Source organism: Mesorhizobium sp. LMG17149 (genome assembly GCF_024518695.1).
Classification (GTDB): domain Bacteria; phylum Pseudomonadota; class Alphaproteobacteria; order Rhizobiales; family Rhizobiaceae; genus Mesorhizobium.
This window is the reverse complement of record NZ_JANIFL010000005.1, coordinates 208,796-234,784: the sequence shown is the minus strand read 5'-3', so window position 1 is coordinate 234,784 and position 25,989 is coordinate 208,796. Positions and strand designations below refer to the sequence as shown.

Sequence of the window (25,989 nt, the reverse complement as noted above, 5' to 3'; positions counted from 1 at the left end):
GACTAGCAGATCGGAGCAAGGACGACAATGGGATATAAAGAAATCTTTATCCCTGCATGTCTCTCAGACACGCATCGGCGCTCTACCTGATCAGCATTCCTCGCCAAAGCGGGACGCCACCAGCTGCTCCAGGGCGTCGATGACCTGCCGGGCTTCCGGTCCGCTGGCGGTGACGCGGATCGAATAGCCGGGGCTTGCCGCCAGCATCATCAGGCCCATGATCGAGGTGCCGCCGACCTTGACGCCATCCTTCTCGACATGCACCGAGGCATCGAAGCCGCTGGCCAGCTGGACGAACTTCGCCGAAGCGCGCGCATGAAGGCCACGTTGGTTGATGATGGGAAAATCCCGGACAATTTGGTCTTTTTCCGGGGACAGCGCGGTCATTTGCTGCTCAGGAGCTGGCTGGCGACATTGATGTATTTGCGGCCGGCGGCCTGAGCCTCATCGAGCGCGGCGGACATATTGTCGCCCTTGCGGATCGAGGAGAGCTTGATCAGCATCGGCAGGTTCATGCCGGCGATCACCTCGGTGCGGCCGGACTCCATCACCGAGATGGCAAGGTTGGAGGGCGTGCCGCCGAACATGTCGGTCAGAACGATGACGCCCGCCCCGGTATCGACACGGGCAACAGCGTCGACGATGTCGCGGCGACGCTGCTCCATATCGTCGTCGGCACCGATCGCCACGGTTTCGAAATTGTCTTGTGGCCCGACGACATGTTCGACGGCATGTCGGAACTCGGTGGCCAGTTGACCGTGCGTTACAAGCACGAGTCCGATCATTCTTTGGTGGCTCCCGTCATCGCCGCTTCACAGGCGCATTTTATGCTCGCCAGCCAATCCAGGCGGCGGGAGCGCTATCTTGTCGACGCACGGCCCGTTGACAAGCCCAAAATTGCGCAGGCACATGCCATTTTGACGCATTGCAGCAAAAAACCCGGAACGGATCATAGAAAAGGCGCGATCGACAGCCGCGCCATCACGACCGGCAAGGCGGCAGCGACGTTGCGTTCGACCGCATCGATACGCGGCACCCGACAGCCGGCGATGCTGGTGTCGGCATCCTCCTGAAAGCGTGCCGTTTCACCGGCCGGCGTCAGGCGGACATGCAAATCGACGATGGCGGCGGGCTCGAACGGCACCGCTCGCGGCCCGAGCCCAGGCACCTCGACGAGGCCTTCTATGATGGCGGGAGCGCGGCAGAGAAGCCGCCCGGCATGCACCTCGACAAAGAGCTGATCGTCACCGACGAGCCGCGAGAACAGGCCGCGATGGCGACAATGGTCGATGAGCGCCAGCGCCAGCGTCGTCTTGCCCGAACCGGAGGCTCCGGTGACGAGAATGCCGCGCTCGCCGATCAAAACCATTGTCGCGTGAATGTTTTCAGGCTGCACGGCTGGACCAGGCGTGGTTGGGATTCATGCTCTCAGCCTTCGGCCGGCAATGTCACCACAAAGCGTGCGCCCTTGATCTCGCCGGGTTTGGTGCCGGGGATGTTCTCGGCGGTGAGCGTGCCGCCATGGGCCTCGACGATTTGCCTGGATATCGACAGGCCAAGCCCCGAATTCTGGCCGAATGCCTCGCCGGCCGGCCGGTCGGTGTAGAACCGTTCGAAGATGCGGTCGATGTTGTCGGCCCGGATGCCGGGGCCATTGTCGTCGACGGTGACGATGTTGAACTTGCCGGCACGCGCCAGCGACAGGCTGATGTGGCCATGATCCTCGGGAACGAAGGAACGGGCGTTCTCGATCAAATTGGTGATGACCTGGCCGATGCGAAGATCATGCCCGACGACGACGTAGCCTTTGACGCCTTGCGGCAGTTTGGCCGCCTTGAACTCGATCTCGACCGCCTTCTTGTTGCGCGTCGCTTCGCGCGAAACGGCGACCAGATCGGTGATGAATTTCTTCAGGTCGACCGTCCCGGCATCTTCACGCGCGAGCTCCGCGTCCAGGCGCGATGCGTCGGAAATATCGGTGATGAGCCGGTCCAGCCGCCTGACATCGTGCTGGATGATATCCATCAGCCGGCCGCGCGAATCGTCGTTCTTGGCCAGCGGCAAGGTTTCCACCGCGCTGCGCAGCGACGTCAGCGGGTTCTTCAGCTCGTGCGAGACATCGGCCGCGAAGCTTTCGATCGCCTCGATGCGGGCGTAGAGCGCGTTGGTCATGTCGCGTATGGCGATCGACAGATTGCCGATCTCGTCCTGACGGTCGGAAAAGTCGGGGATCTCTTCACGGCTCTTGACGCCGCGCCGCACCCGCACCGCCGCCGCCGACAGCCGGCGCAGCGGATTGGCGATGGTGGAGGCAAGCAGCATCGACAGGATAGCGGTGACAAGCGCCGCGATACCGAAGACGCGCAGGATCGCCTTGCGCTCGGCGGCGACGATCTTGTCAATGTCGCCGCCTTCGGTCGACAGCATCAGTACGCCCAGGACGGCACGAAAGCGCTGGATCGGCACCGCCACCGAAACGATCTGTTCGCCCTGCTCGCTGACGCGCACGATGGTCGACGGGCTGCCGGTGAGTGCCTTGACCACTTCCGGGAAAGCGGCGCCATTGCCGCCCGGCTGCTCGTGATAGACCGGCAGCTCGGTGTTGCGGAAGAAGTCGAAGACGAATTTCTGGATGCGCTCGACCAGATCGGGCTCTTCCTCCTCAACCGGCGGCAGGTCGTAGCGCAGGATCTGGCCACGCGAATAGAGGTGGCGTGAATCGAGCAGCAGATTGGCGTCGCGGTCATAGATGCGGGCGCGGGTCCTGGTCGGCGAGATCAGCCTTCGCAGCACCGGGGCGACCCGCTCCGGGTTGATCGGGAAGTCGAGGTTGTCGAGTTGGTCGGAGCCCGGCCCCAGGCTTTCGCCGGCCTGCAGTTCAAGCAGCTTTTCCGGGTCGATGCTGATCGAATCCGTCTCGACCGTCGCCGACGCGGCGATCGCGCCGGCGATGATCTCGCCCTGGGTCATCAGGCTTTCGACGCGGGCGTCGATCAGCCCGTCTCGGAAGGTGTTGAGATAGAGGATGCCGGTCACCAGGACGGCAAGGCCGGCAAGGTTGAGGAACAGGATACGCCGTGTCAGGCTGGAAAAGATATGATGGCCAAGGAAACGGCGCATCGGCACCGTGATCTTCGACACGAAGGACGGCATGATCCGCGACGGCCGCCTGGAGGCGCCCGCCGGTCTTGTTCGCTGTGCTTCCACTGCCATCGAATAGCAGCTCCCGCCTAGTCTTTAGCTTGATGCATGTCGTTGTCCCAAAAACCGGGACCACTTTTGGGCGACATGCATTACTTTGCTCCGATGAATGTCGTCATCCCAAAACCGGGACCACTTTTGGGCGACATGCATCATTACGCTTCGCGGAACCGGTATCCGACTCCGTAAAGGGTTTCGATCATCTCGAAGTCGTCGTCGACGGCCTTGAACTTCTTGCGCAGCCGCTTGATGTGGCTGTCGATGGTGCGATCGTCGACATAGACCTGTTCATCATAGGCCGAATCCATCAGCGCATCACGGCTTTTTACGACACCGGGACGCTGCGCCAGCGAATGCAGGATCAGGAACTCGGTGACGGTGAGCGTCACCGGCTCGCCTTTCCAGGTGCAGGTGTGGCGCTCCTGGTCCATGACGAGCTGGCCGCGCTCGAGCGAGCGGGCCTGCTGGCTTGGCGTCTTGGCGGCAGCCTCGCGGGCACTGGCGCGGCGCAGCACGGCGCGCACCCGCTCGACCAGCAGGCGCTGCGAGAAGGGTTTGCGGATGAAGTCGTCGGCGCCCATCTTGAGGCCGAACAATTCGTCGATCTCATCGTCCTTGGATGTCAGGAAGATCACCGGCAGGTCGGACTTCTGGCGCATCCGGCGCAGCAGTTCCATGCCGTCCATGCGCGGCATCTTGATGTCGAGGATGGCAAGGTTCGGCGGGCGTGCCGCCAGGCCTTCCAGCGCTGACGCACCATCCGTGTAGGTCTCGACGCGATACCCCTCGGATTCCAGGGCGATCGACACCGATGTCAGAATGTTGCGGTCGTCATCGACAAGCGCGATTGTTGCCATTTCAAGCGGCTCCCTCATGAGCTGTCCCTTCTGTCGTAGAGAAGGGGCTTTTGCAGGACAAATTAGGTACAAAATGTGGCATAGGCCTTGTCCGCTGTCACGCGCGGCATGCCGGCGGCCACAATCCTACCTCGACATGGATTGGACGAACGGACATCGCCAATCCTTTGGGCAACCGCGAAACTTTTTGCACATATAAACGATTTAAACAACTTTCAAAATATTTAAATCGATTAATGATTTGATATCATTTGGCTTTTCTGGTTCTGACCATCTCAGCCCGCGTAATGGGCGTGCTGGAAACGTGCCGGCAAAGATGCGGCAAATCCAAGAGGGACACTCGATGTCGGAAGTCGGCAAACGCAATTCCGCCTGCGCGATCGATCATATCGGCCTGAAAACCACCGGCGTGGTGCGCTATAATTTCGGTGCGGCTGCCCTTTATGAGGAATCGATCCGGCGCGGCGAGGCCCGCTTGACCGCCCATGGCGCGCTGGTCGCCGAGACCGGACAGCACACCGGCCGCTCGCCCAAGGACAAGTTCGTCGTCCGCGATGGCGCCACCGAACCACATGTCTGGTGGGACAACAACAAGGCGATCTCACCGGCCCAGTTCGACACGCTGCTCGCCGATTTCCAGGCGCATGCCGCGGACAAGGACCTATACGTCCAGGATCTGGTCGGCGGCGCCGATGCGGAGTCGAGGCTGCCGACCAGGGTGATCACCGAATTTGCCTGGCACTCGCTGTTCATCCGCAATCTGCTGATCCGTCCGGATGCCGCCGAACTCGAACAGTTCGTGCCTGAGATGACGATCATCGACCTGCCGTCCTTCCGCGCCGATCCCCTTCGTCACGGCAGCCGCACCGAAACGGTGATCGCCGTCGATCTTTCGCGCAAGATCGTGCTGATCGGCGGCACCTCCTATGCCGGCGAGATGAAGAAGTCGGTGTTCACCATGCTCAACTATCTGCTGCCGGCGAAAGGCGTGATGCCGATGCATTGCTCGGCCAATGAGGGTGCGGCCGGCGACGCCGCCATCTTCTTCGGCCTGTCGGGCACCGGCAAGACGACGCTCTCGGCCGATCCCTCGCGCACGCTGATCGGCGACGACGAGCATGGCTGGGGGCCGCACGGCATCTTCAATTTCGAAGGCGGCTGCTACGCCAAGACGATCAAGCTGTCGGCGGAAGCCGAGCCGGAAATCTTCGCCACCACGCAACGCTTCGGCACGGTGCTGGAAAATGTCGTGGTCGACGCTGATGGCGTGCCGGATTTCAACGACGGAAGACTGACCGAGAACACACGCTGCGCCTACCCGCTGGACTTCATCCCCAATGCCAGCAAGACCGGCCGCGCCAACCATCCCAACAACATCATCATGCTGACCGCCGATGCGTTCGGCGTGATGCCGCCGATCGCGCGGCTGACCCCGGCGCAGGCGATGTATCATTTCCTGTCCGGCTACACCGCCAAGGTGGCCGGAACCGAAAAGGGCGTGACCGAGCCCGAAGCGACGTTTTCGACCTGTTTCGGTGCGCCGTTCATGCCGCGCCACCCTTCCGAATACGGCAATCTGCTGCGCGAGCTGATTGCACGCCACGGCGCCGATTGCTGGCTGGTCAACACCGGCTGGACCGGCGGCGCCTACGGCACCGGCAAGCGCATGCCGATCAAGGCGACGCGCGCCTTGCTTGCAGCCGCACTCGACGGCTCGCTGAAGACGGCCGAGTTCCGCACCGACCCTCATTTCGGTTTCGAGGTGCCGGTGGCTGTGCCGGGCATCGATAGCGCCATTCTCGACCCGATGATTCTGGACCCCCGGGCGACCTGGGCCGACAAGGCCGGCTATGACCGGCAGGCGGCACGGCTGGTCGGCATGTTCGCCGTCAATTTCGAGAAATTCGAAAGCCATGTCGACGCCGTGGTGCTGGGCGCGGCGCCGCGCATGCAGGAAGCGGCGGAGTAATCGCGCCACAGGGGTCAGCTTTCGTTGAAAGGCCCGGTTCGATCGGGCCTTTTCTTTTTCGATCCGCCGCGCCATGACTGCGGCATGGCGAGCGACGACAACATCATCATATCAGGCGATGCGGTGATCCATCCGGGCGACCTGCACGAGGATTTCATCCGCTCGTCCGGTCCCGGCGGCCAGAACGTCAACAAGGTGGCGACGGCGGTGCAACTGCGCTTCGACGCGGCCAACGCAACGGGTCTGTCGGAGCGCGTGCGCGAGCGGACGATCAAGCTTGCCGGCCAGCGTGCCACCAAGGACGGTGTCATCGTCATCGAAGCAGGCCGCTTCCGCACCCAGGAACAGAACCGGGCGGATGCGCGGGCACGGCTGACGGCATTGGTCGCCAAGGCCGCCGAACCGCCACCGCCGCCGCGCAAGAAGACACGGCCGTCGAAGGGTGCCGTGGAACGGCGGCTGAAGAGCAAGGCCGGGCGCGGCACGATCAAGAAGCTGCGGGGCCGGGTGGAGAACGATTAAGCACCACACCAATCACGCGCAAAACGACTTCCCATTTTGGACCGCAGATGCAAAGTTCAACCATTGCCATTAGCAAGGGAGACCAAGGATGGGCATGTTCGATTTCGTCAAGAGCGTCGGCAAGAAACTGGGCATCGGCGGTGACGACGAAGCCGCACCCACGGCCGACACACTCAAGAAGGAGCTCGATTCGCACAAGCTCGGCACCGATGGCGTCGAGGTCGTCGTCACGGGCGACACGGCGGTGCTGAAGGGTGTGGTCAAGGACCAGTCGATCTTCGAGAAGGCGGTCATCGCCGTCGGCAACACGCTCGGCGTCTCCAAAGTGCAGGCGGACGAATTGCAGGTCGCGCCAGCACCTGGCACGGCCGCCGCCCCCGCCAAGGAGCCCACCTTCTACACGGTGAAGAAGGGCGACAATCTCTGGAAGATCGCCGAGAAAAGCTACGGCAAGGGCCAAGGCGTCAAGAACACGGTCATATTCGAGGCCAACAAGCCGATGCTGACCCATCCCGACAAGATCTATCCGGGCCAGGTGCTGCGCATTCCCGACCTCGCCTGATCGGCGGCTGCCAATTCGACAAGAGCGGCGGCTTTCGGGTCGCCGTTTTCATTTGAACGTGACATTTTACGGTTCCGAACCATCCAAGAGGTAATCGAATCCGTGCTCGTCCTGCCCAAAGGCGTCCGCCACATGCCGGCCTACCTGTCGCGCAGCGCGCAGGAAGAGCTGGTCGACGAGGTGAGACGGATCGTGCAGCAGGCGCCGCTGTTCGTGCCGGCCATGCCGCGCACCGGCAAGGAGATGAGCGTGCGTATGACCAATTGCGGGCCGCTCGGCTGGGTCACCGACAAGGAGCACGGCTATCGTTACCAGCCGGCGCATCCGGTAACCGGGGCGCCTTGGCCGCCAATTCCGGATGCGCTGCTCGACCTGTGGCGCGAGGTCTCGGGCTATCCGCACCCGCCGGAAGCATGCCTCATCAATTTCTACACGCCGGACGCAAAAATGGGCCTGCATCAGGACCGCGACGAGACCGATCTTTCGGCGCCGGTCGTCTCCGTCTCGCTCGGCGACGACTGCCTGTTCCGAGTCGGCCAGACTACGCGTGATGGCGCCACCAAGTCGTTCAGGCTGCAAAGCGGTGACGTCGTGGTGCTCGGCGGCGAGGGGCGGCTGTGCTTTCACGGCGTCGATCGGATCTATCCCTCGACCTCGGCGCTGCTGAAAAACGGCGGGCGGATCAATCTGACGCTGCGGCGGGTGACGGAGCCGGCCGTCACAGCTTCCTGAGCGCCACTTCCTCGATCAGGTGGTCGGCGCCCTTGCGCAGGATCAAGTCGGCGCGGGCCCGCGTCGGCAGGATGTTCTCGCGCAGATTCTTCAAATTGATGTTGGTCCACAGGCCTTCGGCGATGGCGCGCGCCGAACTCTCCGACAGCTGCGAATAGCGGTGAAAGAAGGAGTCCGGATTGCGGAAGGCGGTCTCACGCAGCCGCATGAAGCGGGAAATGTACCAGTTGTGGATCAGCTTCTCGTCGGCATCGATGTAGATGGCGAAGTCGAAGAAGTCCGACAGGAAAGGGACGATCTTGCCGTCCTGCGGCAGCTTGCCGGGCTGCAGGACATTGATGCCCTCGAAGATCAATATGTCGGGCCGGTCGATGGTGACGAACTCGCCGGGAATGACGTCATAAGTCAGGTGCGAATAGACAGGCGCGCGGACATCGGGCAGCGCCGACTTGATGCCCGACAGGAAGCGCAGCAGCGCGCCCACATCGTAGCTGTCGGGGAAACCCTTGCGCTCCATCAGGTTCTCGCGGCGCAGGACCTCGTTGGGCAGCAGGAAGCCGTCGGTGGTGATGAGATCGACCTTGGGGCTCGACGGCCAGCGCGCCAGCAGTTCCTTCAGCACGCGTGCGGTGGTCGATTTGCCGACGGCGACCGAACCGGCAATGCCGATGATGAACGGTGTCTTGACCACGTCGACCGCGTTGAAGAAGGCCTGGCGTTGCCGAAACAGCAGCTGGCTCGCTTCGACATGCGCCGACAACAGCCGCGACAGCGACAGATAGATGCGCGTGACCTCCTCGAGATCGACCGGATCGTTGAGCGAGCGCAGGCGGCGGAATTCGTCCGCGCTCAGCGTCAGTGGGGTATCGGCGCGGAATTGCGACCATTGCTCGGCGGAGAAGAAGCGAAAGGGGGAATACTTCTCGGTCGGCGCGAGCTGATCCATCGAGATACCTGCCCTTCCTCGCGGTCAGCCCTTGGGCCGTGACGCCTTCTCGGCGATGCCCGAACGCCGGGTGCGGCCTTCGAGTTCCCTAAGCACGTCGCTCAGCGGTACCCCGGAGAGGCCGAGAACGACGAGCCAATGATATATAAGATCGGCGCTTTCTGAAACGATGGCCGGTTTGTCGCCCCTGACGGCGGCAATCACCGTCTCGACGGCTTCCTCGCCGAGCTTCTGCGCCGCCTTGTCGATGCCGCGCGCGAACAATTTTGCCGTCCACGAATCCGGATCTCCGGAATGGGCGCGTTCCCCAATGATTTTTTCCAGATCGGAAAGCGAAAACTCGGTCATGGCGTCATCTATCTGCTTGTTTAAGCATGATCTTTTCCGAAACCCGGTTCCCACTTTTCGGGATCATGCTTTAGGGCCGATTATTCACAGAGTCCAGCCGCATCGGCAGGCCGGCGGCGGCCATATGCGCCTTGGCCTGCGCTATCGTGTAGGTGCCGAAATGGAAAATGGACGCGGCCAGCACCGCGCCGGCATGGCCGTCGCGTATGCCTTCGACCATGTGGTCGAGCGTGCCGACGCCGCCGGAGGCGATCACCGGCGCACGCACGGCGTCTGATATCGCGCGGGTCAGCGCGATGTCGTAGCCGGCCTTGGTGCCGTCCCGATCCATCGAGGTCAGCAGGATCTCGCCGGCGCCGCGATCGACCATTTTCCGGGCGAACTCGACCGCATCGATGCCGGTCTTTTCGCGGCCGCCATGAGTGAAGATCTCCCAGCGGTCGGTCTCACTGGTGCCCGACACCTTCTTGGCGTCGATGGCGACGACGATGCACTGGTTGCCGAACTTGTCGGCGGCCTCGGCGACGAAATCCGGGTTCTTCACCGCGGCCGTGTTGATCGACACCTTGTCGGCGCCGGCCAAGAGCAGCTTCCTGATATCGGCGACCTGGCGCACGCCGCCGCCAACGGTCAGCGGCATGAAACATTGTTCGGCGGTGCGTGCGATGACGTCGAAGATGGTCTCTCGATTGTCCGACGAAGCCGTGATGTCGAGGAAGCAGAGTTCGTCGGCGCCGGCCGCGTCATAGGCCTTGGCCGCCTCGACCGGATCGCCGGCGTCGACGAGATCGACGAAGTTGACGCCCTTGACGACACGGCCGCTCTTGACGTCGAGACAGGGGATGACACGGGCTTTCAGCATCAGCGGCCCTCTATCGTGGCGATGAGATCGTTCAGCAACTGGCCGACCAGCGGCGGAACATCGGCCTGGGCGTCGAAGGCCGGGTCGTAGGCGGAGACGGTGATGCCGACGACCGGCACCGCAAGCGCCATGGCGCAAGTGGCATCGCGCAGCTGTTCCGGGCTCGGCCCGCCCGAAGTGATATAGCGGTTGGCCTGCAGCTCCCGGGGATCGTGCACGTCCATGTCGAGATGCATGTGCACGCGTCTGGCGCCGGCGATCTTCAGTCTTTCGGCCGCCTGGGCCACCCCGGAGCATTCCGTCCGCACGATCGGCAATGTCTCCAGCAGCCGCTTCTCGTCCGGATCGAGATCGCGCGCGTTGACGAGCACGCAACGCGACGGATCGACCGGCTTGAAGCCGGGAATGGCCGACGCCACCGGCCGCCAGCACAGGCCGAGCACCGTCGCCAGCGCCATGCCGTCGAGAAAGCCGTATGTGGATGTCTCGGGCGTGTTGAGGTCGCCATGCTGGCCGGCCCAGATGATCGCATCGGCGTCCTCGCCAGCAACCGCGCCGGCGCTGGTCAGGCAGTTTCCGGCAAGGACGATGGGAAACCGACCGGCGTCACGGGCAAGGCGAACCTCGGTCGCAACCGCGTTGCAGACGGCAAAGCCGGTGGCGATTTCACGCTCCTGGGCATCTCCAACCTTGCCGATATCCTCGATCATCACATCGTGGCCGGCCATCGTCAGGGCGTCGACGAGCCCGCCCGAGACCAACGCGTCCGGCCCCTGGCCCATGCCGCCATGGTAGTGGCCGCTGTCATAGGAGGCCAGGATAATGGAGATTTTCACGTCCGCGTCTCCGCCCTGCCCTGCAGGATCGCCAGGGCCTCGGCCGGATCGATGCGGCCATCATAGAGCGCGCGGCCGGAGATCGCGCCTTCGAGCTTTTGCGCATCGGGCATGGTCATGCGCACGATGTCGGCGATCGAGGCGAGGCCGCCCGACGCGATGACCGGGATCGACACGGCATCGGCGAGGTCGATGGTGGCGTCCCAGTTGATGCCGGTCAAAACGCCGTCGCGGTCGATGTCGGTGTAGATGATGGCAGCGACGCCGGCGCCCTCGAACTTCCTCGCCAGTTCGATGACGCCGAGGCTCGACGCCTCGGCCCAGCCCTCGACGGCGACCTTGCCGCCCTTGGCGTCGATGCCGACGGCGACCTTGCCCGGAAACGCCTTGCAGGCCTGTTTGACAAGGTCCGGGTCACGCACCGCCACCGTGCCGAGGATGACCCGGGCCAGCCCGCGATCGAGCCAGTCCTCGATCTGCGCCAGCGTGCGGATGCCGCCGCCGAGCTGCACCGGGTTCTTCGTTGCCTTGAGGATGGCGCCGACCGCCGCGCTGTTGACGCTCTGGCCCTGGAAGGCGCCGTTGAGGTCGACGACATGCAGCCATTCGAAACCCTGTTGCTCGAAGGCCCGCGCCTGCGCGGCAGGATCATCGTTGTAGATGGTCGCGGTCGCCATGTCGCCATGCCTGAGGCGCACGCACTGGCCGTCCTTGAGATCTATCGCCGGGAAAAGGATCATCCGTTCAGGCGCCTTCCACAATGGCGAAATGGGATGTCGAATAGAGGCGTCGGAATTTCAGCGCCACCTGGTATTCAGGCGAATGGAAGCAGGCGAGTGCGACCGCATAGCTCTCGAACTCGATGATGACATGGCGATTGCCCGATGGTCCTTCCGGGCTCGACGATTGACCGCCGCGGGTCAGGAACTTTGCGCCATATTTGTCGAAAGCCGCTTTGTTGGCGGCAATGTATAGCGGATAATTTTCCGGATCGGTCACCTCGACCATCGCCATCCAGTAGCCCTTCTTGCTCATGGTCTATCCCTCTGCTCGAGCATGATCTCCGGACAAACGGGAACCGTTTGTCCGAGAAAGCCGGGGTCCACTTTTCGGGATCATGCTCTAGGGCCTCCAGCGCAGGAAATTGGTGATCAGCGCGAGGCCGAGGGCCTGGCTCTTTTCCGGGTGGAACTGCGTGCCGACAAGATTGTCGCGGGCGACGGCCGCCGTCACCGGGCCGCCATAGTCGGCAACCGCCAGAACCTCGTCCGCCTTGCCCGCATCGAGATGATAGGAATGCACGAAATAGGCATGCAGCCCGCTTGCGCCAGTCGGTATGCCGGCAAACAGCGGATGCTGGCGCTTGAGCTCGATCGTGTTCCAGCCGATCTGCGGGATCTTCAGCGCCGGATCGGAAGGCATGATCTCCTTCACGTCGCCCGATATCCAGCCGAAGCCCTTGGTAATCGTCTTTTCGAGGCCGCGCTGCGACATCAGCTGCATGCCGACGCAGATGCCGAGGAACGGCCGGCCCTTGACGATCGCAACCTCCTCGACGGCTTCCCACATGCCTTCGACGGCCTGCAGGCCGGAGGCGCAGTCGGCATAGGCGCCGACGCCGGGCAGGACGATGCGATCGGCCGTGCGCACCCGCTCGGCATCTGCGGTCAGGTCGATATCGGCCGATATGCCGGCTTCGCGCGCGGCGCGCTCGAAAGCCTTGGTGGCCGAGCGCAAATTGCCCGAACCGTAGTCGATGATCGCAACCCGCATGTCAGCTTCTTCCCGGAATGTGGGTCAGCCCCAGCGCCATGCCCGGCTGCGCTGGCCGCGCGAGGGCAGCATCGGGGACCATACGCGGCGCCGGCACAACCTCATCGGCAAGCGCTTCCGCTTCCAGCGCATAGCGTGTGTCGGCGTCGTCGAGCCAACCGGCTTCGACCGCGCCCCATTCGTGCCAACCGCGCCGGCGAAGTGCCGCGATGCGCAGGCCTTGCCCTTCCAGTCCGACATAGAGCGAAACCAACAGTGACAGCAGCGAGCCGGCCAGACCAAGGCCGAGCTTCTGGCCCAGCATCGAAAGCAGGCCCATGACGACGAAGGCAAGCGCTGCCTCGATCCACAGCCGATGCCAGGCGAACCATAGCGGCGGCACCAGGAGGCCCAGCCAGGTGAAGCCATCGCGGACAAAGGCCGTGGCATCGGCCTTCTCGCTTCGGCCTGGCGGTTCCATCACGACATAGGTGGCCATGGCCTTATCCCTTCAACGATCCCTTGGTGGAGGGAACCGCATCCGGCTGGCGCGGATCGCGTTCGAGAGCCGCGCGCAGCGCGCGCGCCACCGCCTTGAAGCAGGTCTCGGCGATGTGATGGTTGTTGGCGCCATAGTGATTGGTGACATGCAGCGTGATGCCGGCATTCTGCGCCAAAGCCTGGAAGAATTCGCGCACCAGCTCGGTGTCGAAGGTGCCGATCTTCGGCGACGAGAAGGAAACGTTCCAGACCAGGAACGGACGGCCGGACACGTCGATCGCAGCGCGCGTCAGCGTCTCGTCCATGGCAAGGTCGATCGAGGCATAGCGCATGATGCCGCGCCGCTCGCCCAGTGCCTTGGCCAGCGCCTGGCCGAGCGCGATGCCGGTGTCCTCGACGGTGTGATGATCGTCGATATGCAGGTCGCCCTTGGCCCTGACCGTCATGTCGATCAGGGAATGGCGCGCCAGCTGGTCCAGCATATGGTCAAAGAAGCCGACGCCCGTCGAAATGTCCGATTTTCCGGTGCCGTCGACATGGACCGAGACGGCAATCTCGGTTTCCTTGGTCTTGCGGCTGACTTCGGCGGCGCGGGGCGGCATCACTCTATCCTTGTCCCAGAGGTTCACATCGTGACCGGCTCAGAGGTTCAAGCCCTCGCAGGCTTGAAAACGAAAGCCTTCTAGCAGCATGATCCGGCGATTGCCAGTTGCGAACCCGGCCGCTATCCAGCGGTTTGCAATCATCGGTCCCATGCATACATATGGCCGATCAAGTCACTCGTACCGCGCCGATCGCCTTATCGGGATGGCGCTGCTCGGAGCCAGAAAATGTCCGATAATCTGACCATGCACGCCACGACCATCGTGACGGTGCGCAAGGGCAACAAGGTGGTGATCGCCGGCGACGGCCAGGTCAGCCTTGGCCAGACCATCATGAAGGGCAACGCCAAGAAGGTGCGCCGCATCGGCAAGGGCGGCAATGTGATCGCCGGGTTCGCCGGCGCCACCGCCGACGCCTTCACGCTGCTGGAGCGGCTCGAAGCCAAGCTCGAACAATATCCAGACCAGCTGACGCGCGCCTGCGTCGAACTCGCCAAGGACTGGCGCACCGACCGCTATCTGCGCCGGCTGGAAGCGATGATGCTGGTGGCCGACAAGTCGGTATCGCTGGCGCTGACCGGCACCGGCGACGTGCTCGAACCCGAATTCGGCGTCATGGCCATCGGTTCGGGCGGCAATTACGCACTGGCCGCGGCGCGCGCGCTGATGGACAGCGACAAGGATGCCGAGGAGATCGCCCGCAAGGCGATGCAGATCGCATCCGATATCTGCGTCTACACCAACAACAGTTTCGTCGTCGAAACGCTCGATGTCGGCTGAAAAGGCCGGCCATGACCCCGAAAAGTGGAAACCGGTTTTCTCGGACGAACGGTTCCGTTCGTCCAGAGATCATGGCCGAACAAGACGATAATTACGATTTTCGGCCGGTGACGGAAAAAGACCTGCCGATGATCGCCGGCTGGCTCGCCGAGCCGCATGTTGCAGAGTGGTGGGACGATCCGGAGACGGAAATCGCCGGGATTCGCGAGCACATCGACTCGATTTCGGTCGAGCCGCTGATCGTCGAGCTCGACGGCAAGCCGATCGCCTATCTGCAGAGCTACGACCCGCATCTGGAAGACGACCATCCCTATGCCGACCAGCCGTTCGGCACGCTCGGCATCGACGTGTCGATCGGCGTGCCGGAGTTGCTCGGGCGCGGCCATGGCTCGGCAATCGTGCGCCAGTTCGTCGAACAGCTTTTCGAGGAAGGTGTTCCGCGCGTCATCATCGATCCGGATCCCGCCAATGTCAGGGCGATCCGTGCCTATGAAAAGGCTGGCTTTGTTGCCTTTGACACCAGAACATCGGAGTACGGGCCGGCCTTGATGATGGCGCGCGACGCGACGCAGGAGCCCAATTGATCAGCGCCGAAACCCTCGACAAGGCAGTCGCGAAAGGTTTGATCTCGCAGACCCTGCGCGATCAGTTGGAGGCCATGGAACGTGCGGTCGCTCTCGCCCCCGAGGCCAGGCGCGCCGATGACGAGGGTGACGAGGAAAACCTGCGGCTGGTCGGCGGCGGCAACGATCTGTTCGTCACCGTGGGAACCATTCTGCTCAGCGCCGGCTTCTTCTTTGTCCTGACCACCTTGCTTCCAGGCCAGACATTCTGGATCGCTGGCATCCTCGCGGTTTTCACCTGGGGGCTCGCCGAAATCGTCACGCGTCAGCACCGGATGAAATTATCGTCGTCCGTGCTTGCCCTGATTTTCATGGCCGCCATTCTGGCCGCTCTGGCGCTACAGGTGGAGGCCAGCTTCGGCATACGCAAGCCGGAGACTATCTGGCAGCTATTGGCGTTGCGCCAGACGGCGTCCCAGGCCGGATATCTGTTCCTGGGCGGAGGAATAATCGCGGCGGCGATCTATTTCTGGCGTTTTCGCGTCCCCATCATTGCCGGGGCTATCGCCATCGCCTTTACACTGCTTGCCTTCCTGCAAACGGCGATAATCCTGTATGACAGCGTGACAGCGGGTGCGATTGCGCCGCCGCGTATGGAGGATGTTCCCGAATTGCTCCGCGCGGCACTTTACATGCCGCTGATCTGCGGCCTGATCGTGTTCGCAACGGGTGTAGCTTTTGACATTTACGACAGGGATCGACGCAAGATCTGGTCCGATTGCGCTTTCTGGCTGCATGTCGTCTCGGCGCCCATGCTGGTGCATCCGCTCTTCATCATGGCAACCGGCCAGAACGTCGTATTCGGACATATTGCGCCGGATACCAATGCAACCCTCATGCTGACTATACTGATCCTTGGCTTCCTCTATGTCGCGCTTGCCATCGACCGCCGTTCGCTTCTGGTTCCGACATTGGCTTACTTCGGCTCGCTGGGCATCTATTATCTGGTGAATTCCGCCTCCGATTCGACGGGCATCCCGCCTTTTGCCTTGATCCTGGTCGTTGTTGGCGCGCTGATCATTCTGTTCGGGGCTGGCTGGCAGCGTATCCGGCGGATTGTGGTCAAACCCACCTTGCCGGCTGCCGTGATCCGCCGGCTACCGCCGCTGAAGGCGTGACAAGGCTTTGTGATGATCGAGACGGCGACGCGAAATGAGGGGGAATGAACCGATGACGACACCGGCCGCGGAGAACAGCTATTCGGCCTATGAAGACAGCTGGCGAATGGGGCTTCTGCTCGTCCTCGCGCTGATCATCTTCCAGGCCGGGGCGCTCTACGGCATGGGGCGAGCGCCGATCTGCACCTGCGGCTACGTCAAGCTCTGGCATGGCGTCGTGCAGAGTTCGGAGAATTCCCAGCACATTTCGGACTGGTATACGTTCTCGCACATCATCCACGGCTTCCTGTTCTATGCGCTGGCAAGATTCCTGTTCCCGCGTTCGCCGATCGGCTTGAGACTGGCGTTCGCCGTCTTCATCGAAGGCGGTTGGGAGCTGCTCGAAAACAGCCCATTCATCATCGAGCGCTACCGCGCCGGCACCATCTCGCTCGACTATTACGGCGACAGCATCATCAATTCGGTGTCGGACACTCTGGCCATGGTGCTGGGATTTGTGATGGCGCGAAGGCTACCTATATGGGTGATCGTCAGCCTTGCCATCATCTTCGAACTCGGTACCGGCTATCTCATCCGGGACAATCTGACACTCAACGTGATCATGCTGCTGCATCCGTTCGAGGCCATCAAGCAGTGGCAAAGTGGAATCTAGTGATATGAGCACATTTTCTCCCCGCGAAATCGTTTCGGAACTCGACCGTTTCATCATCGGCCAGAAGGACGCCAAGCGCGCCGTGGCCATCGCCTTGCGCAACCGCTGGCGCCGCCAGCAGCTGGAAGGCCAGATGCGCGAAGAGGTGATGCCGAAGAACATCCTGATGATCGGGCCGACCGGCGTCGGCAAGACCGAGATCTCGCGCCGCCTGGCGCGTCTTGCCGGTGCGCCTTTCGTCAAGGTCGAGGCGACCAAGTTCACCGAGGTCGGCTATGTCGGCCGCGATGTCGAGCAGATCATCCGCGATCTGGTCGAGATCGCCATCGGCCTGGTGCGCGAGAAGATGCGCGAAGACGTCAAGGCGCGCGCCCACGTCAACGCCGAGGAACGCGTGCTGGAAGCGCTGGTCGGCAAGACGGCGAGCCCGGCCACCCGCGATAGTTTCCGCAAGAAGCTGCGCGACGGCGAACTCGACGACAAGGAGATCGAGGTCGAGGTTGCCGACACCGGCAGCGGCGGCATGCCCGGCTTCGAGATTCCCGGCATGCCGGGCGCCAATATCGGCGTGCTCAACATCAACGACATGCTGTCGAAGGCGATGGGCGGCAAGAAGACCAAGACGCGCAAGACGACGGTCAAGGAGTCCTACGATCTGCTGGTCAATGACGAGTCCGACAAGCTGCTCGATCAGGACGAAGTCGTGCGCCGGGCGCTCGATGCCGCGGAAAATGACGGCATCGTCTTCCTCGACGAGATCGACAAGATAGCGGCGAGATCCGACATTTCGGGCGGTCCGTCCCGCGAAGGCGTGCAGCGCGACCTGCTGCCGCTGGTCGAGGGCACCACGGTGGCGACCAAATACGGGCCGTTGAAGACGGATCATATCCTGTTCATCGCTTCCGGCGCCTTCCACGTCTCGAAGCCGTCCGACCTTTTGCCGGAGCTGCAGGGCCGCCTGCCGATCCGCGTCGAATTGCGGGCGCTGGAGAAGGATGATTTCGTCCGCATCCTGACCGAGACCGAGGCGAGCCTGATCAAGCAGTATATCGCTCTGATGAAGACCGAAGGCGTCGAGCTGACCTTCACCGACGACGCTATCGACTCGCTGGCCGGCATCGCCGTCGATCTCAACGCCAGCGTCGAGAACATCGGCGCAAGGCGGCTGCAGACGGTGATGGAGCGGGTGCTGGACGAAATCTCCTACGATGCGCCCGACCGCAACGGCACATCAGTCACCATCGATGCCGCCTATGTGGAGAAGCATGTCGGCGACCTGTCCAGGAATACCGACCTGTCGCGGTTCATCCTTTAAACGACGGCGCCGGAACGTTCCGGCGCCGGTCCGGACAACATTTTCCGGCAAGCAAAATCATGTGTGGCCAGATGGTACCATCTGGCCACCTTTCGTAGTGCCGGGTGAAGGGGCGCTCTCGACTCGACCAAGAGCTTTACCTAGTTTGCGCGGCAATTCTCGATCTCTTGGTTTGACGCAATTCCGGGAAACCGTTTCACACTTTTCCTGGAATTGCTTGGGCGGCGGGTGCATGAAAAAACTGATCCTGGTCATTCTCGGCTTGACGCTGGCGGCGACGCTGTTCGCCGCCCAGGCAGCGACATTGGTGCCGGCGGGAAATCGCAATGCCGTGCAGCCCGACATTCCCGGCGCCTCCAGCCGGCGCACGCAGGCGACCAACACCAGCTTCCAGGCGAAGTACCGCAAGGTCTACGCCCTGCTGCAGAACGACGCCGATCTGCGCGGCAAGATCAAGAAGGCAGCAGCCACCTACGGCATCGATCCCTTGCACATCGTCGGCGCCATCGTCGGCGAGCACACCTACAATGTCGATGCCTATGACCGGCTGCAGACCTACTACGTCAAGGCGATCTCCTATCTCTCCAGCAAGCTGTCCTTCGCCTATGAAGGCGAGGACATCACGGATTTCGTGCAGCGGCCGGAATTCAAGAAATGCGCCGCAATGTCCGACAGCTACGATCTGTGGGAATGCCGCGAGCAGGTGTGGAACCATTCGTTTCGCGGCAAGAGCGTCGGCGGGACCAGCTTTCCCGACGACCGTTTCGGCGCCACCTTCTTCCAGCCTTACTATGCCGGCCAGACCTTCGGCCTCGGCCAGCTCAATCCGCTGACCGCCTTGCAGATGAGCGATCTCGTGCACAAGGTTTCCGGCCTGCCGAAGCTCGACGTCGGCGATCCCAATTCGGTCTACAAGACCATCATGGATCCCGACCTGACGCTGCCCTACGTCGCCGCGACGATCCGGAAATCGATCGATGCCTACAAAAGCATTGCCGGCTTCGACATTTCGGGCAATCCGGGGGTCACGGCCACGCTCTACAATGTCGGCAATCCGGAGCAGCGCGCCGACGCGCTGAAGGCGGAGAACGACAGGCGCCGCGCCGCCGGCGAGCCGGAAAAGCTGCCGGAAGAGAATTACTATGGCTGGCTGGTGAATGACAAATTGGCGGAGCTGAAGGCGCTGTTTTAGGCTGGGGTTCAGGCGCGCTGACGTTAATTTGCCGACGCCTGCGCCGCCCCTCATTGTCCTGCCGGACATTTCTCCCCGTATAGTGACGGGGAGAAAGGGGCTGGCCGTAACCTCGGCGCCCTTCTTGCGATGCTGGTGATTGGCGAAACCGGCGATGATAGCGCCCTTCTCCCCGTCACTATACGGGGAGAAGATGCCGGCAGGCAGATGAGGGGCAGCGCAGACGTCGGCAATTGGCGTGACGGCTCACGCCGCCAGCAGCGACTTCAGCTTGACCGCCTGTGATCCCAGCGCTTCCGGCGCCGGTTTCGCGTGCTTGCCGATCAGCATTTCGGCCAGCCTGATATCGCGGGCGACCGCGTTGCCGGGGCCGATGCCGCTGGCCGCCACCAGCCTGCCGTCTTGCGCCAAATGGAAGAGAATGAAGGCGCCATCGCCGAGGTCGCGGCGCACGGTGCTGCTGCCTTCGTCGGACAGCCCGGCGATCTGCAGGGACAGACCATATTGATCCGACCAGAACCACGGCACCGCCGCATGCGCCTCGCCGGCACCGAGCATGTTCCTGGCCGCCAGCGCGCCCTGTTCCTGGGCGTTGCGCCAGGCTTCCAGCCGCACCCGACGGCCGCCATAGACGGCGAGCGGAAACGAGCAGCAATCGCCGGCGGCATAGATGTCGGGATCGCTGCTGCGCAATTGCGCATCGACAGCGATGCCGTTGTCGATCGCCAGGCCGGCTTCGGCCGCCAGCCCGGTCACCGGCACGGCGCCGATGCCGATGATCGCGAGGTCGGCGACGATTTCCCGGCCGCCGGCAAGCGCTATGCGCACCTTGTTGCCGTCGTCGGCGATGGATGCGATGCCATCCCCGCACAGAATATCAACGCCCTCGGCGACATGCGCGTCATGGATGATTTCGGCGATCTCCGCCGGCACGCCGCGCATCAGGATGCGCGGCTGCGCCTCGATAACGGTGACCGCAGCGCCTAGCTTGCGTGCCGCGGCGGCAAGTTCGAGGCCGATGAAACCGCCGCCGATGATGGCGATACGGTTGCCGGGGGTGAGATGCGCGCGAATCGCGAGCGCGTCGGCGAAGGTCCTGAGATAGACGCAGTGCGCGCCAAGGCCGGGCATCGGCAGCTTGCGCGGCATCGAACCCGTTGCCAGCAGGAGCTTTTCGTAAGGCAGGACCGATCCGTCCGACAGGCGCACCGCATGCGCCGCCGGATCGATCGCCACGGCCTGGACGGAATGGATATGCCGGATCGATTTCTCGGCCAGAATGGCGTCGCTGGCGATCGCCTTGATCTCGGGCGCATCGCTGGCCATCGCCTCCTTGGACAGAGGCGGGCGCTCGTAGGGCAGATGCGGCTCATCGCCGACCAGCGTCACCGGCCCCCGATAATCGAGGTCGCGCAGCGCCAATGCCGCCCGCCCGCCGCATTCGCCGGCGCCGATGATGACCATTCCCCCCGCCATGTCGGTCATCCGATCTGAATCAGGACTTTGCCGGCGTCGACCTTGACCGGATAGGTCTTCAGGTTGACGCAGACCGGCGCGCCGCGGGCGTCACCCGTCTTGTAGTTGAAGCGGCCATTGTGCTTGGGACATTCGATGATGTCGTCCATCACCAGCCCGTCGGCCAGGTGCACCTTTTCATGCGTGCAGAGGCCGTCGGTGGCGAAGAACTCGTCGTCGGGGCTGCGATAGATGGCGAAGGTGCGGCCGCCATGGTCGAAGCGCATCACATCCTCCTCGTCTATGTCGCCGGTGGCGCAGGCCTCGACCCAGTCGCTCATTCAAGTCCTCCCCAAAAGCAAATCCAGGAAAAGTGCGCAGCGGTTTTCCGCCCGGAATTGCGTTAAAATAAACAGTCTAGATCGGATGGAAGCACGATCATTCCGCCGCGGCGGCGATAGTGTCGTTGTGGAATTCTTCGCGATATGGCCGTGCGGTCGGCGGCAGCTCGCGCTTGAGGAAATAGTCCTCGTTGCGCAGCTGGCGCAGGAAGACCGGGATCATCTCGCGATAGCCGGCCAGGATCGACGGTGTCGGTTCCGGCAGGTCGTGCTTGATCAGTTCGTGCAGCCTCGGCAGCGCATGGTACGGCACCATCGGGAACATGTGATGCTCGACATGGTAGTTCATGTTCCAGTAGATGAAGCGGCTGATCGGGTTCATGTAGACGGTGCGGCTGTTCAGCCTGTGGTCGGTGACATTGTCGGCCAGGCCGCCATGCTGCAGCAGCCCCACCATGACATGGTGCCAGGCGCCGTAGAGCCTGGGCAGGCCGACCAGCATCAGCGGCAGGAACGAACCGGTGTAGAGCGCCAGCCCGACGGTGGCGGCATAGATCGCCGTCCAGATGCGGGCGACGCGGATCGCCTTGGGCTGTTCCTGTTCGGGAATGAAGGTCTTTTCGGCGGCGCTGATGTTGCCGGCGGCGTTGCGCAGCATGTCTGACATCGCATGCCAGGCATCGAGCACGCCAACGAAACCCAGCATGGCGCGAACCAGATCGGGCGGCCGCATGACCGAGATTTCCGGGTCGCGGCCCACGATGACGGTGTCGGTGTGGTGGCGCGTGTGGCTCCAGCGCCAGGTCACCGGATTGCGCATGATCATGAAGCAGGCGATCTGATAGACCGCATCGTTCATCCATTGCGTCCGGAAAGCGGTGCCGTGGCCGCATTCGTGCCAACGCGAATCCGTCGAGGAGCCGTAGAGGACGCCATAGACGAAGAAGAACGGCACGCACCACCATGTGCCCCAGAACCAGGCGCCGCCGGCCCCGCTGACGATCAGCGCGGCGAACCAGATTGCCGTATCGCGGATCGCCGGCCCGTCGGAGCGCTGCATCAGCTCCTTCATCTGCTTGCGCGGTATGTCGGTGTGATACCACTCGGCCGCCGACAGGCCGGTCTCGACCGCGAGCTTGGCATCGCGGCCGATCAGGCTGTAGTCACGCCGGGACGGCGCAGTGGACATGATTGCCTCCCTCGGCAAAGGCATCCGCCAAGGCGAATGCCATGAATTCCTTTGGCTTCTAGCGTCAAAGTAACGCCGACCGATGATGGACTCAACATCATAAAGATAGTTTCTATCATTTCCCATCAGGATGCTGTACGAAGGCTCAAGCAAATCCGACGGGGCAAGCATGGTGAAGCGGCCGACCATATCTGATCTGGCGCGCATCTCGGGCGTCAGTGTCGCTACCGTCGACCGCGTGCTGAACAACCGGCTGCCGGTGCGCGAGGAGACAGCGCGCCGCGTCTACGAGACCGCTACCGATATCGGCTATCACGCCGCCGGCCTCATCAAGCAGCGCATGCGCCAGGAATTGCCGGAGTACCGGCTGGGCTTCCTGCTGCTGCGGGGCAATGATGCCTTTTACGGCGACTTCGCGCGGGAACTCGAACTGGCCATCTCGCGATCGCAGCGCTTCCGCGGCGTTGCGACCATCGATTTCGCCAGTTCCCTGGCTCCCGACGAGATCGCCTCCCAGATGCGCAGGCTGGCGGCGAAATCGAGGGCCATCGCCGTTGTCGGTCCGGACCATCCGACCCTGACAGCGGTCGTGGAAACCTTGAAGGCGAGAGGGCAGCCGGTCTTTTCCGTGCTGTCCGACTTTGCCGCCGGCATCCGGGAAGGCTATATCGGCCTCGACAACCGCAAGGTCGGGCGCACCGCCGCATGGATGATCTCCAAGGCAGCCAAGCGGCCCGGCAAGGTCGCCCTCTTCGTCGGCAGCCACCGCTTCCACGGCCATGAGCTGCGCGAGATCGGCTTTCGCTCCTTCTTCCGCGAGCACGCGCCGGAGTTCAGCGTGCTTGAAACGCTGGTCAATCTGGAAGCCAACCAGGTGACCCATGACGCGATGATCGATCTTCTGGCGCGTTATCCGGATCTTGCCGGCTGCTACGTCGCCGGCGGCGGCATGGAAGGCGCGGTTTCGGCGCTGCGGGCAGCGAAGCCCGCGACCATGCCGGTGGTCGTCTGCAACGAGATCAACGCCGAATCGCGTGCGGCACTCGCCGACAACATCCTCACCATGGTGATCTCGACCCCGCTCGCCGCTTTGTGCCGTGAGCTTGTCGACCTGATGGCGCATGCCATCGAGACCGGCGCCGCCAACGCTCCGGGCCAGACCTTCCTGCCCTTCGACATCTATCTGCCGGAAAACATCTAGCCCGCCGCCGCGCAAGGCCGCCGAGGCAAATGATAGAATCCATCAGAGCGAGGCGTAAATCGGCCCGCAGGCCGCGGAATCGCCCTTGACGCCCCGATGTGAAATGGAATAAATATTTCATCATCTGTGTATTTTGGTTCTTTCGTTCCGTAATATCTGTTTCAAACGGAGGGTTTGACGTTCCAGCCAGGAGGCAGGCGTCACCCGGAACAGAAGAGACATCAGGGAGAGATTCCCCGGGGAGATCGGGGATTCCGGATAAATCGGTGAAACCGGACACCAATATGTGGAGGAGAAACACAATGAAGAAATTGATTTTGGGCGTCGCCTTCGCGGCGCTGATGAGCTCATCCGCCCTGGCCGCCAAGGTTGGCGTGTCGATGGCCAAGTTCGACGACAACTTCCTGACCGTGCTGCGCAACGGCATGATCGAGCAGGCCAAGGGCATGAGCGGCGTCGAGCTGCAGGTCGAGGACGCGCAGAACGACGTTGCCAAGCAGCTTGACCAGATCAAGAACTTCGCCGCCTCGGGCGTCGATGCCATCATCGTCAACCCGGTCGACACTTCGGCCACGCAGGCGATGTCGGACGCCGCCGCCGCAGCCAAGATCCCGCTGGTCTATGTCAACCGCGAGCCGGTCAATGTCGACACGCTGCCCGACAACCAGGCCTTCGTCGCCTCGAACGAAGCCGATTCCGGCACGCTCGAGACCAAGGAAGTCTGCCGCCTGTTCAAGGAAGCCGGCAAGAAGGAAGCCAATGTCTATGTGATCATGGGCGAGCTTTCCAACCAGGCCGCCGTGCAGCGCACCAAGGACATCGACGACGTGATCGCGACGCCGGAGTGCAGCTTCATCAAGATCATCGACAAGCAGACGTCGAACTGGAACCGCGACGAGGCGCAGAACCTGATGACCAACTGGCTGTCGACCGGCAAGCCGTTCGACGGCGTCATCGCCAACAATGACGAAAGCGCCATCGGCGCCATCCAGGCGATGAAGGCCGGCAACATCGACATGAAGACGGTTGTCGTCGGCGGCGTCGACGCCACCCAGGACGCGCTGGCGGCCATGCAGGCGGGCGACCTCGACGTAACCGTGTTCCAGGACGCGGCCGGCCAGGGCGCCGGCGCTCTCGATGCGGCGCTCAAGCTCGCCAAGGGCGAGAAGGTCGAGCACAAGGTCTACGTGCCCTTCCAGCTGGTGACGCCCGCCAACATCGACAAGTTCCTGAAGAAGAACTGAGCCGCCAACGGTTCGATACGGAGCGGCGCTCTCGATCAAGACAGCGCCGCTCCCCTCTCTCCCTCAGCGCCGCAGGCGCGAGGGCGACCGCGGCTGATGGAGGACAGAATACGTGGCACAGACATCTCATGGCGTCGGCGGCGTCGGTTATGATGCGAGGAAGCGCACATGGCCGGCCGAGTTCAATGTTTTCCTGGCACTGGTCATTCTCGTCGTCATCTTCGAACTGATCGGCCGCATCTTTCTGGGCGACAGCTTTCTGTTCAACACACGCAGCGACGTCGGCGGCATCTTCAACGAAGCGCGCCTGCAGATCATCATCCTGCAGGTGTCGATCGTCGGCATCATCGCCATCGGCGTGACGCAAGTGATCATCACCGGCGGCATCGACCTGTCCTCGGGCTCGATCGTCGGCGCGACCGCCATGATCGCCATGAGCTTCGCCCAGGTGGCCACGGTCAACGGCAACCCCAATCCCAAGGCGATGTTCCTGGCGCAAGGCTGGACCGACCTGCCTGTCATCGTGCCGCTGCTGGTGGCGATCGCCTGCGGCCTGTTTGCCGGCCTGGTCAATGGCGCGCTGATCGCCTACACACGCATTCCGCCGTTCATCGCCACGCTCGGCATGATGGTGACCGCGCGCGGCATCGCCAAATGGTGGTCCAAGGGCCAGCCGATCTCGTTTCCCACCGAGAGTTTCGCCGGCATCGGCAAAGGCCTGATGCCCGTCGTCATCTTCCTGTCGCTGGCCATCCTGTTCCAGCTGATCATGACCTACACCAGGTACGGCAAGCATTGTTACGCGATCGGCTCCAACGAGGATGCCGCGCGCATGTCCGGCATCAAGATCGCCAACCACAAGATCCTGGTCTACGTCATCGCCGGCATTCTCGCCGCGCTCGCCGCCGTGGTGCTGAGCTCCAAGAACCTGACCGCGCAGTCCGGCATGGGCGTGATGTACGAACTCGATGCCATCGCCATGGCGGTCATCGGCGGCGTCTCCCTGTCGGGCGGCCGCGGCTCGATCATCGGCACGGTGATCGGCTCGCTGATCTTCGGCGTCATCATCTCCGGCTTCACCTTCCTGCGCCTCGACGCCTACTACCAGGAGATGGTCAAGGGTGTGATCATCGTCGGTGCGGTGGTTCTCGACCAGTGGCGCCAACGCCTGCGGGCAATGAGGGCATGA

General features: G+C 62.8%; 30 protein-coding genes. 13 read left to right on the top strand and 17 right to left on the bottom strand.

Annotation, left to right across the window (positions count from 1 at the left end; translation table 11 throughout):
- Positions 1–90: 90 nt before the first annotated feature.
- From NP945_RS13285 to NP945_RS13265, 5 genes are all read right to left on the bottom strand, one after another.
- Entirely contained in the window at positions 91–387 is a 297-nt protein-coding gene (locus NP945_RS13285) for an HPr family phosphocarrier protein (RefSeq protein ID WP_027039963.1), read from the bottom strand.
- Positions 384–785 (bottom strand): PTS sugar transporter subunit IIA, encoded by a 402-nt coding sequence (locus NP945_RS13280; protein WP_256746593.1) that lies wholly within the window; start codon positions 783–785, stop codon positions 384–386. The genes NP945_RS13285 and NP945_RS13280 overlap by 4 nt, the downstream gene beginning before the upstream one ends.
- Positions 786–949: 164 nt before the next feature.
- Entirely contained in the window at positions 950–1,396 is a 447-nt protein-coding gene (locus NP945_RS13275) for an HPr kinase/phosphorylase (protein ID WP_164748904.1), read from the bottom strand.
- A 32-nt stretch (positions 1,397–1,428) separates the two neighbouring features.
- Positions 1,429–3,213: a sensor histidine kinase gene (locus NP945_RS13270; RefSeq protein ID WP_013528336.1), complete on the bottom strand. Its 1,785-nt coding sequence runs from the start codon at positions 3,211–3,213 to the stop codon at positions 1,429–1,431.
- A 143-nt stretch (positions 3,214–3,356) separates the two neighbouring features.
- Positions 3,357–4,058 carry a response regulator transcription factor gene (locus NP945_RS13265; RefSeq protein ID WP_013528337.1) on the bottom strand — a complete coding sequence of 234 codons (702 nt, stop codon included), beginning with the start codon at positions 4,056–4,058 and terminating at the stop codon, positions 3,357–3,359.
- A gap of 343 nt (positions 4,059–4,401) precedes the next feature.
- Between NP945_RS13265 and NP945_RS13260 the strand changes: the two genes are divergently transcribed.
- From NP945_RS13260 to NP945_RS13245, 4 genes are all read left to right on the top strand, one after another.
- Positions 4,402–6,027, top strand: coding sequence for a phosphoenolpyruvate carboxykinase (locus tag NP945_RS13260; RefSeq protein ID WP_256746592.1), 1,626 nt, complete (start codon positions 4,402–4,404; stop codon positions 6,025–6,027).
- A gap of 84 nt (positions 6,028–6,111) precedes the next feature.
- The gene (gene arfB, locus NP945_RS13255) at positions 6,112–6,549 is read left to right on the top strand and encodes an alternative ribosome rescue aminoacyl-tRNA hydrolase ArfB (protein WP_023810634.1); all 438 of its coding nucleotides are present in this window, start codon (positions 6,112–6,114) and stop codon (positions 6,547–6,549) included.
- Between the two features lie 88 nt (positions 6,550–6,637).
- On the top strand, positions 6,638–7,111 hold the full coding sequence (gene lysM, locus NP945_RS13250) for a peptidoglycan-binding protein LysM (RefSeq protein ID WP_027039967.1): 474 nt from the start codon (positions 6,638–6,640) through the stop codon (positions 7,109–7,111).
- A gap of 102 nt (positions 7,112–7,213) precedes the next feature.
- Positions 7,214–7,843 carry an alpha-ketoglutarate-dependent dioxygenase AlkB gene (locus tag NP945_RS13245; protein WP_127328524.1) on the top strand — a complete coding sequence of 210 codons (630 nt, stop codon included), beginning with the start codon at positions 7,214–7,216 and terminating at the stop codon, positions 7,841–7,843.
- On the opposite strand, the gene coaA is transcribed toward NP945_RS13245, so the two are convergent.
- From coaA to hisB, 9 genes are all read right to left on the bottom strand, one after another.
- Entirely contained in the window at positions 7,830–8,789 is a 960-nt protein-coding gene (gene coaA, locus NP945_RS13240; protein ID WP_127266882.1) for a type I pantothenate kinase, read from the bottom strand. The two genes, NP945_RS13245 and coaA, sit on opposite strands and share 14 nt — an antisense overlap.
- A gap of 24 nt (positions 8,790–8,813) precedes the next feature.
- Positions 8,814–9,137, bottom strand: coding sequence for a phosphoribosyl-ATP diphosphatase (locus NP945_RS13235; protein WP_127398493.1), 324 nt, complete (start codon positions 9,135–9,137; stop codon positions 8,814–8,816).
- A 70-nt stretch (positions 9,138–9,207) separates the two neighbouring features.
- A complete protein-coding gene (hisF, locus tag NP945_RS13230) occupies positions 9,208–10,002 on the bottom strand; it encodes an imidazole glycerol phosphate synthase subunit HisF (RefSeq protein WP_164873921.1) in 795 nt (264 codons plus the stop codon).
- Complete coding sequence (locus NP945_RS13225; protein ID WP_256746591.1) at positions 9,999–10,835, bottom strand: arginase family protein; 837 nt, start codon at positions 10,833–10,835, stop codon at positions 9,999–10,001. Before NP945_RS13225 ends, hisF begins: the two co-directional genes overlap by 4 nt.
- Complete coding sequence (gene hisA / locus NP945_RS13220) at positions 10,832–11,575, bottom strand: 1-(5-phosphoribosyl)-5-[(5-phosphoribosylamino)methylideneamino]imidazole-4-carboxamide isomerase (RefSeq protein ID WP_127380293.1); 744 nt, start codon at positions 11,573–11,575, stop codon at positions 10,832–10,834. Before hisA ends, NP945_RS13225 begins: the two co-directional genes overlap by 4 nt.
- A gap of 4 nt (positions 11,576–11,579) precedes the next feature.
- Entirely contained in the window at positions 11,580–11,870 is a 291-nt protein-coding gene (locus NP945_RS13215; RefSeq protein ID WP_127380294.1) for a DUF1330 domain-containing protein, read from the bottom strand.
- 87 nt (positions 11,871–11,957) lie between these two features.
- Positions 11,958–12,608: an imidazole glycerol phosphate synthase subunit HisH gene (gene hisH / locus NP945_RS13210; protein ID WP_127320231.1), complete on the bottom strand. Its 651-nt coding sequence runs from the start codon at positions 12,606–12,608 to the stop codon at positions 11,958–11,960.
- A 1-nt stretch (position 12,609) separates the two neighbouring features.
- Complete coding sequence (locus tag NP945_RS13205; RefSeq protein ID WP_027039976.1) at positions 12,610–13,086, bottom strand: DUF2628 domain-containing protein; 477 nt, start codon at positions 13,084–13,086, stop codon at positions 12,610–12,612.
- A gap of 4 nt (positions 13,087–13,090) precedes the next feature.
- Positions 13,091–13,690, bottom strand: coding sequence for an imidazoleglycerol-phosphate dehydratase HisB (gene hisB, locus NP945_RS13200; RefSeq protein ID WP_127266875.1), 600 nt, complete (start codon positions 13,688–13,690; stop codon positions 13,091–13,093).
- Between the two features lie 228 nt (positions 13,691–13,918).
- Here hisB and hslV point away from each other — a divergent pair, with 228 nt between their 5' ends.
- From hslV to NP945_RS13170, 6 genes are all read left to right on the top strand, one after another.
- A complete protein-coding gene (gene hslV, locus NP945_RS13195) occupies positions 13,919–14,470 on the top strand; it encodes an ATP-dependent protease subunit HslV (RefSeq protein WP_256746590.1) in 552 nt (183 codons plus the stop codon).
- A gap of 71 nt (positions 14,471–14,541) precedes the next feature.
- Entirely contained in the window at positions 14,542–15,054 is a 513-nt protein-coding gene (locus tag NP945_RS13190) for a GNAT family N-acetyltransferase (protein WP_256746589.1), read from the top strand.
- Entirely contained in the window at positions 15,051–16,211 is a 1,161-nt protein-coding gene (locus NP945_RS13185) for a hypothetical protein (protein ID WP_256746588.1), read from the top strand. Before NP945_RS13190 ends, NP945_RS13185 begins: the two co-directional genes overlap by 4 nt.
- A gap of 52 nt (positions 16,212–16,263) precedes the next feature.
- Positions 16,264–16,863 carry a DUF2585 domain-containing protein gene (locus tag NP945_RS13180; protein ID WP_256746587.1) on the top strand — a complete coding sequence of 200 codons (600 nt, stop codon included), beginning with the start codon at positions 16,264–16,266 and terminating at the stop codon, positions 16,861–16,863.
- Positions 16,864–16,867: 4 nt separating this feature from the next.
- On the top strand, positions 16,868–18,178 hold the full coding sequence (hslU, locus tag NP945_RS13175; protein WP_127328515.1) for an ATP-dependent protease ATPase subunit HslU: 1,311 nt from the start codon (positions 16,868–16,870) through the stop codon (positions 18,176–18,178).
- Positions 18,179–18,410: 232 nt separating this feature from the next.
- Complete coding sequence (locus NP945_RS13170; RefSeq protein ID WP_256746586.1) at positions 18,411–19,370, top strand: DUF1402 family protein; 960 nt, start codon at positions 18,411–18,413, stop codon at positions 19,368–19,370.
- Positions 19,371–19,616: 246 nt separating this feature from the next.
- Here the strand turns inward: NP945_RS13170 and NP945_RS13165 are convergent, their stop codons facing one another.
- The 3 genes from NP945_RS13165 to NP945_RS13155 form a co-directional block, all read right to left on the bottom strand.
- Complete coding sequence (locus NP945_RS13165) at positions 19,617–20,855, bottom strand: NAD(P)/FAD-dependent oxidoreductase (RefSeq protein ID WP_256746585.1); 1,239 nt, start codon at positions 20,853–20,855, stop codon at positions 19,617–19,619.
- Positions 20,852–21,166, bottom strand: a complete 315-nt coding sequence (locus NP945_RS13160) for a MocE family 2Fe-2S type ferredoxin (RefSeq protein WP_027161041.1) — start codon at positions 21,164–21,166, stop codon at positions 20,852–20,854. The genes NP945_RS13165 and NP945_RS13160 overlap by 4 nt, the downstream gene beginning before the upstream one ends.
- 97 nt (positions 21,167–21,263) lie before the next feature.
- A complete protein-coding gene (locus NP945_RS13155) occupies positions 21,264–22,355 on the bottom strand; it encodes a fatty acid desaturase family protein (RefSeq protein ID WP_256746584.1) in 1,092 nt (363 codons plus the stop codon).
- A gap of 169 nt (positions 22,356–22,524) precedes the next feature.
- Between NP945_RS13155 and NP945_RS13150 the strand changes: the two genes are divergently transcribed.
- From NP945_RS13150 to NP945_RS13140, 3 genes are all read left to right on the top strand, one after another.
- Positions 22,525–23,556 carry a LacI family DNA-binding transcriptional regulator gene (locus NP945_RS13150; RefSeq protein WP_127270620.1) on the top strand — a complete coding sequence of 344 codons (1,032 nt, stop codon included), beginning with the start codon at positions 22,525–22,527 and terminating at the stop codon, positions 23,554–23,556.
- 302 nt (positions 23,557–23,858) lie between these two features.
- Positions 23,859–24,800, top strand: a complete 942-nt coding sequence (locus tag NP945_RS13145) for a sugar ABC transporter substrate-binding protein (RefSeq protein ID WP_256746583.1) — start codon at positions 23,859–23,861, stop codon at positions 24,798–24,800.
- Between the two features lie 112 nt (positions 24,801–24,912).
- The gene (locus tag NP945_RS13140; RefSeq protein WP_027039989.1) at positions 24,913–25,989 is read left to right on the top strand and encodes an ABC transporter permease; all 1,077 of its coding nucleotides are present in this window, start codon (positions 24,913–24,915) and stop codon (positions 25,987–25,989) included.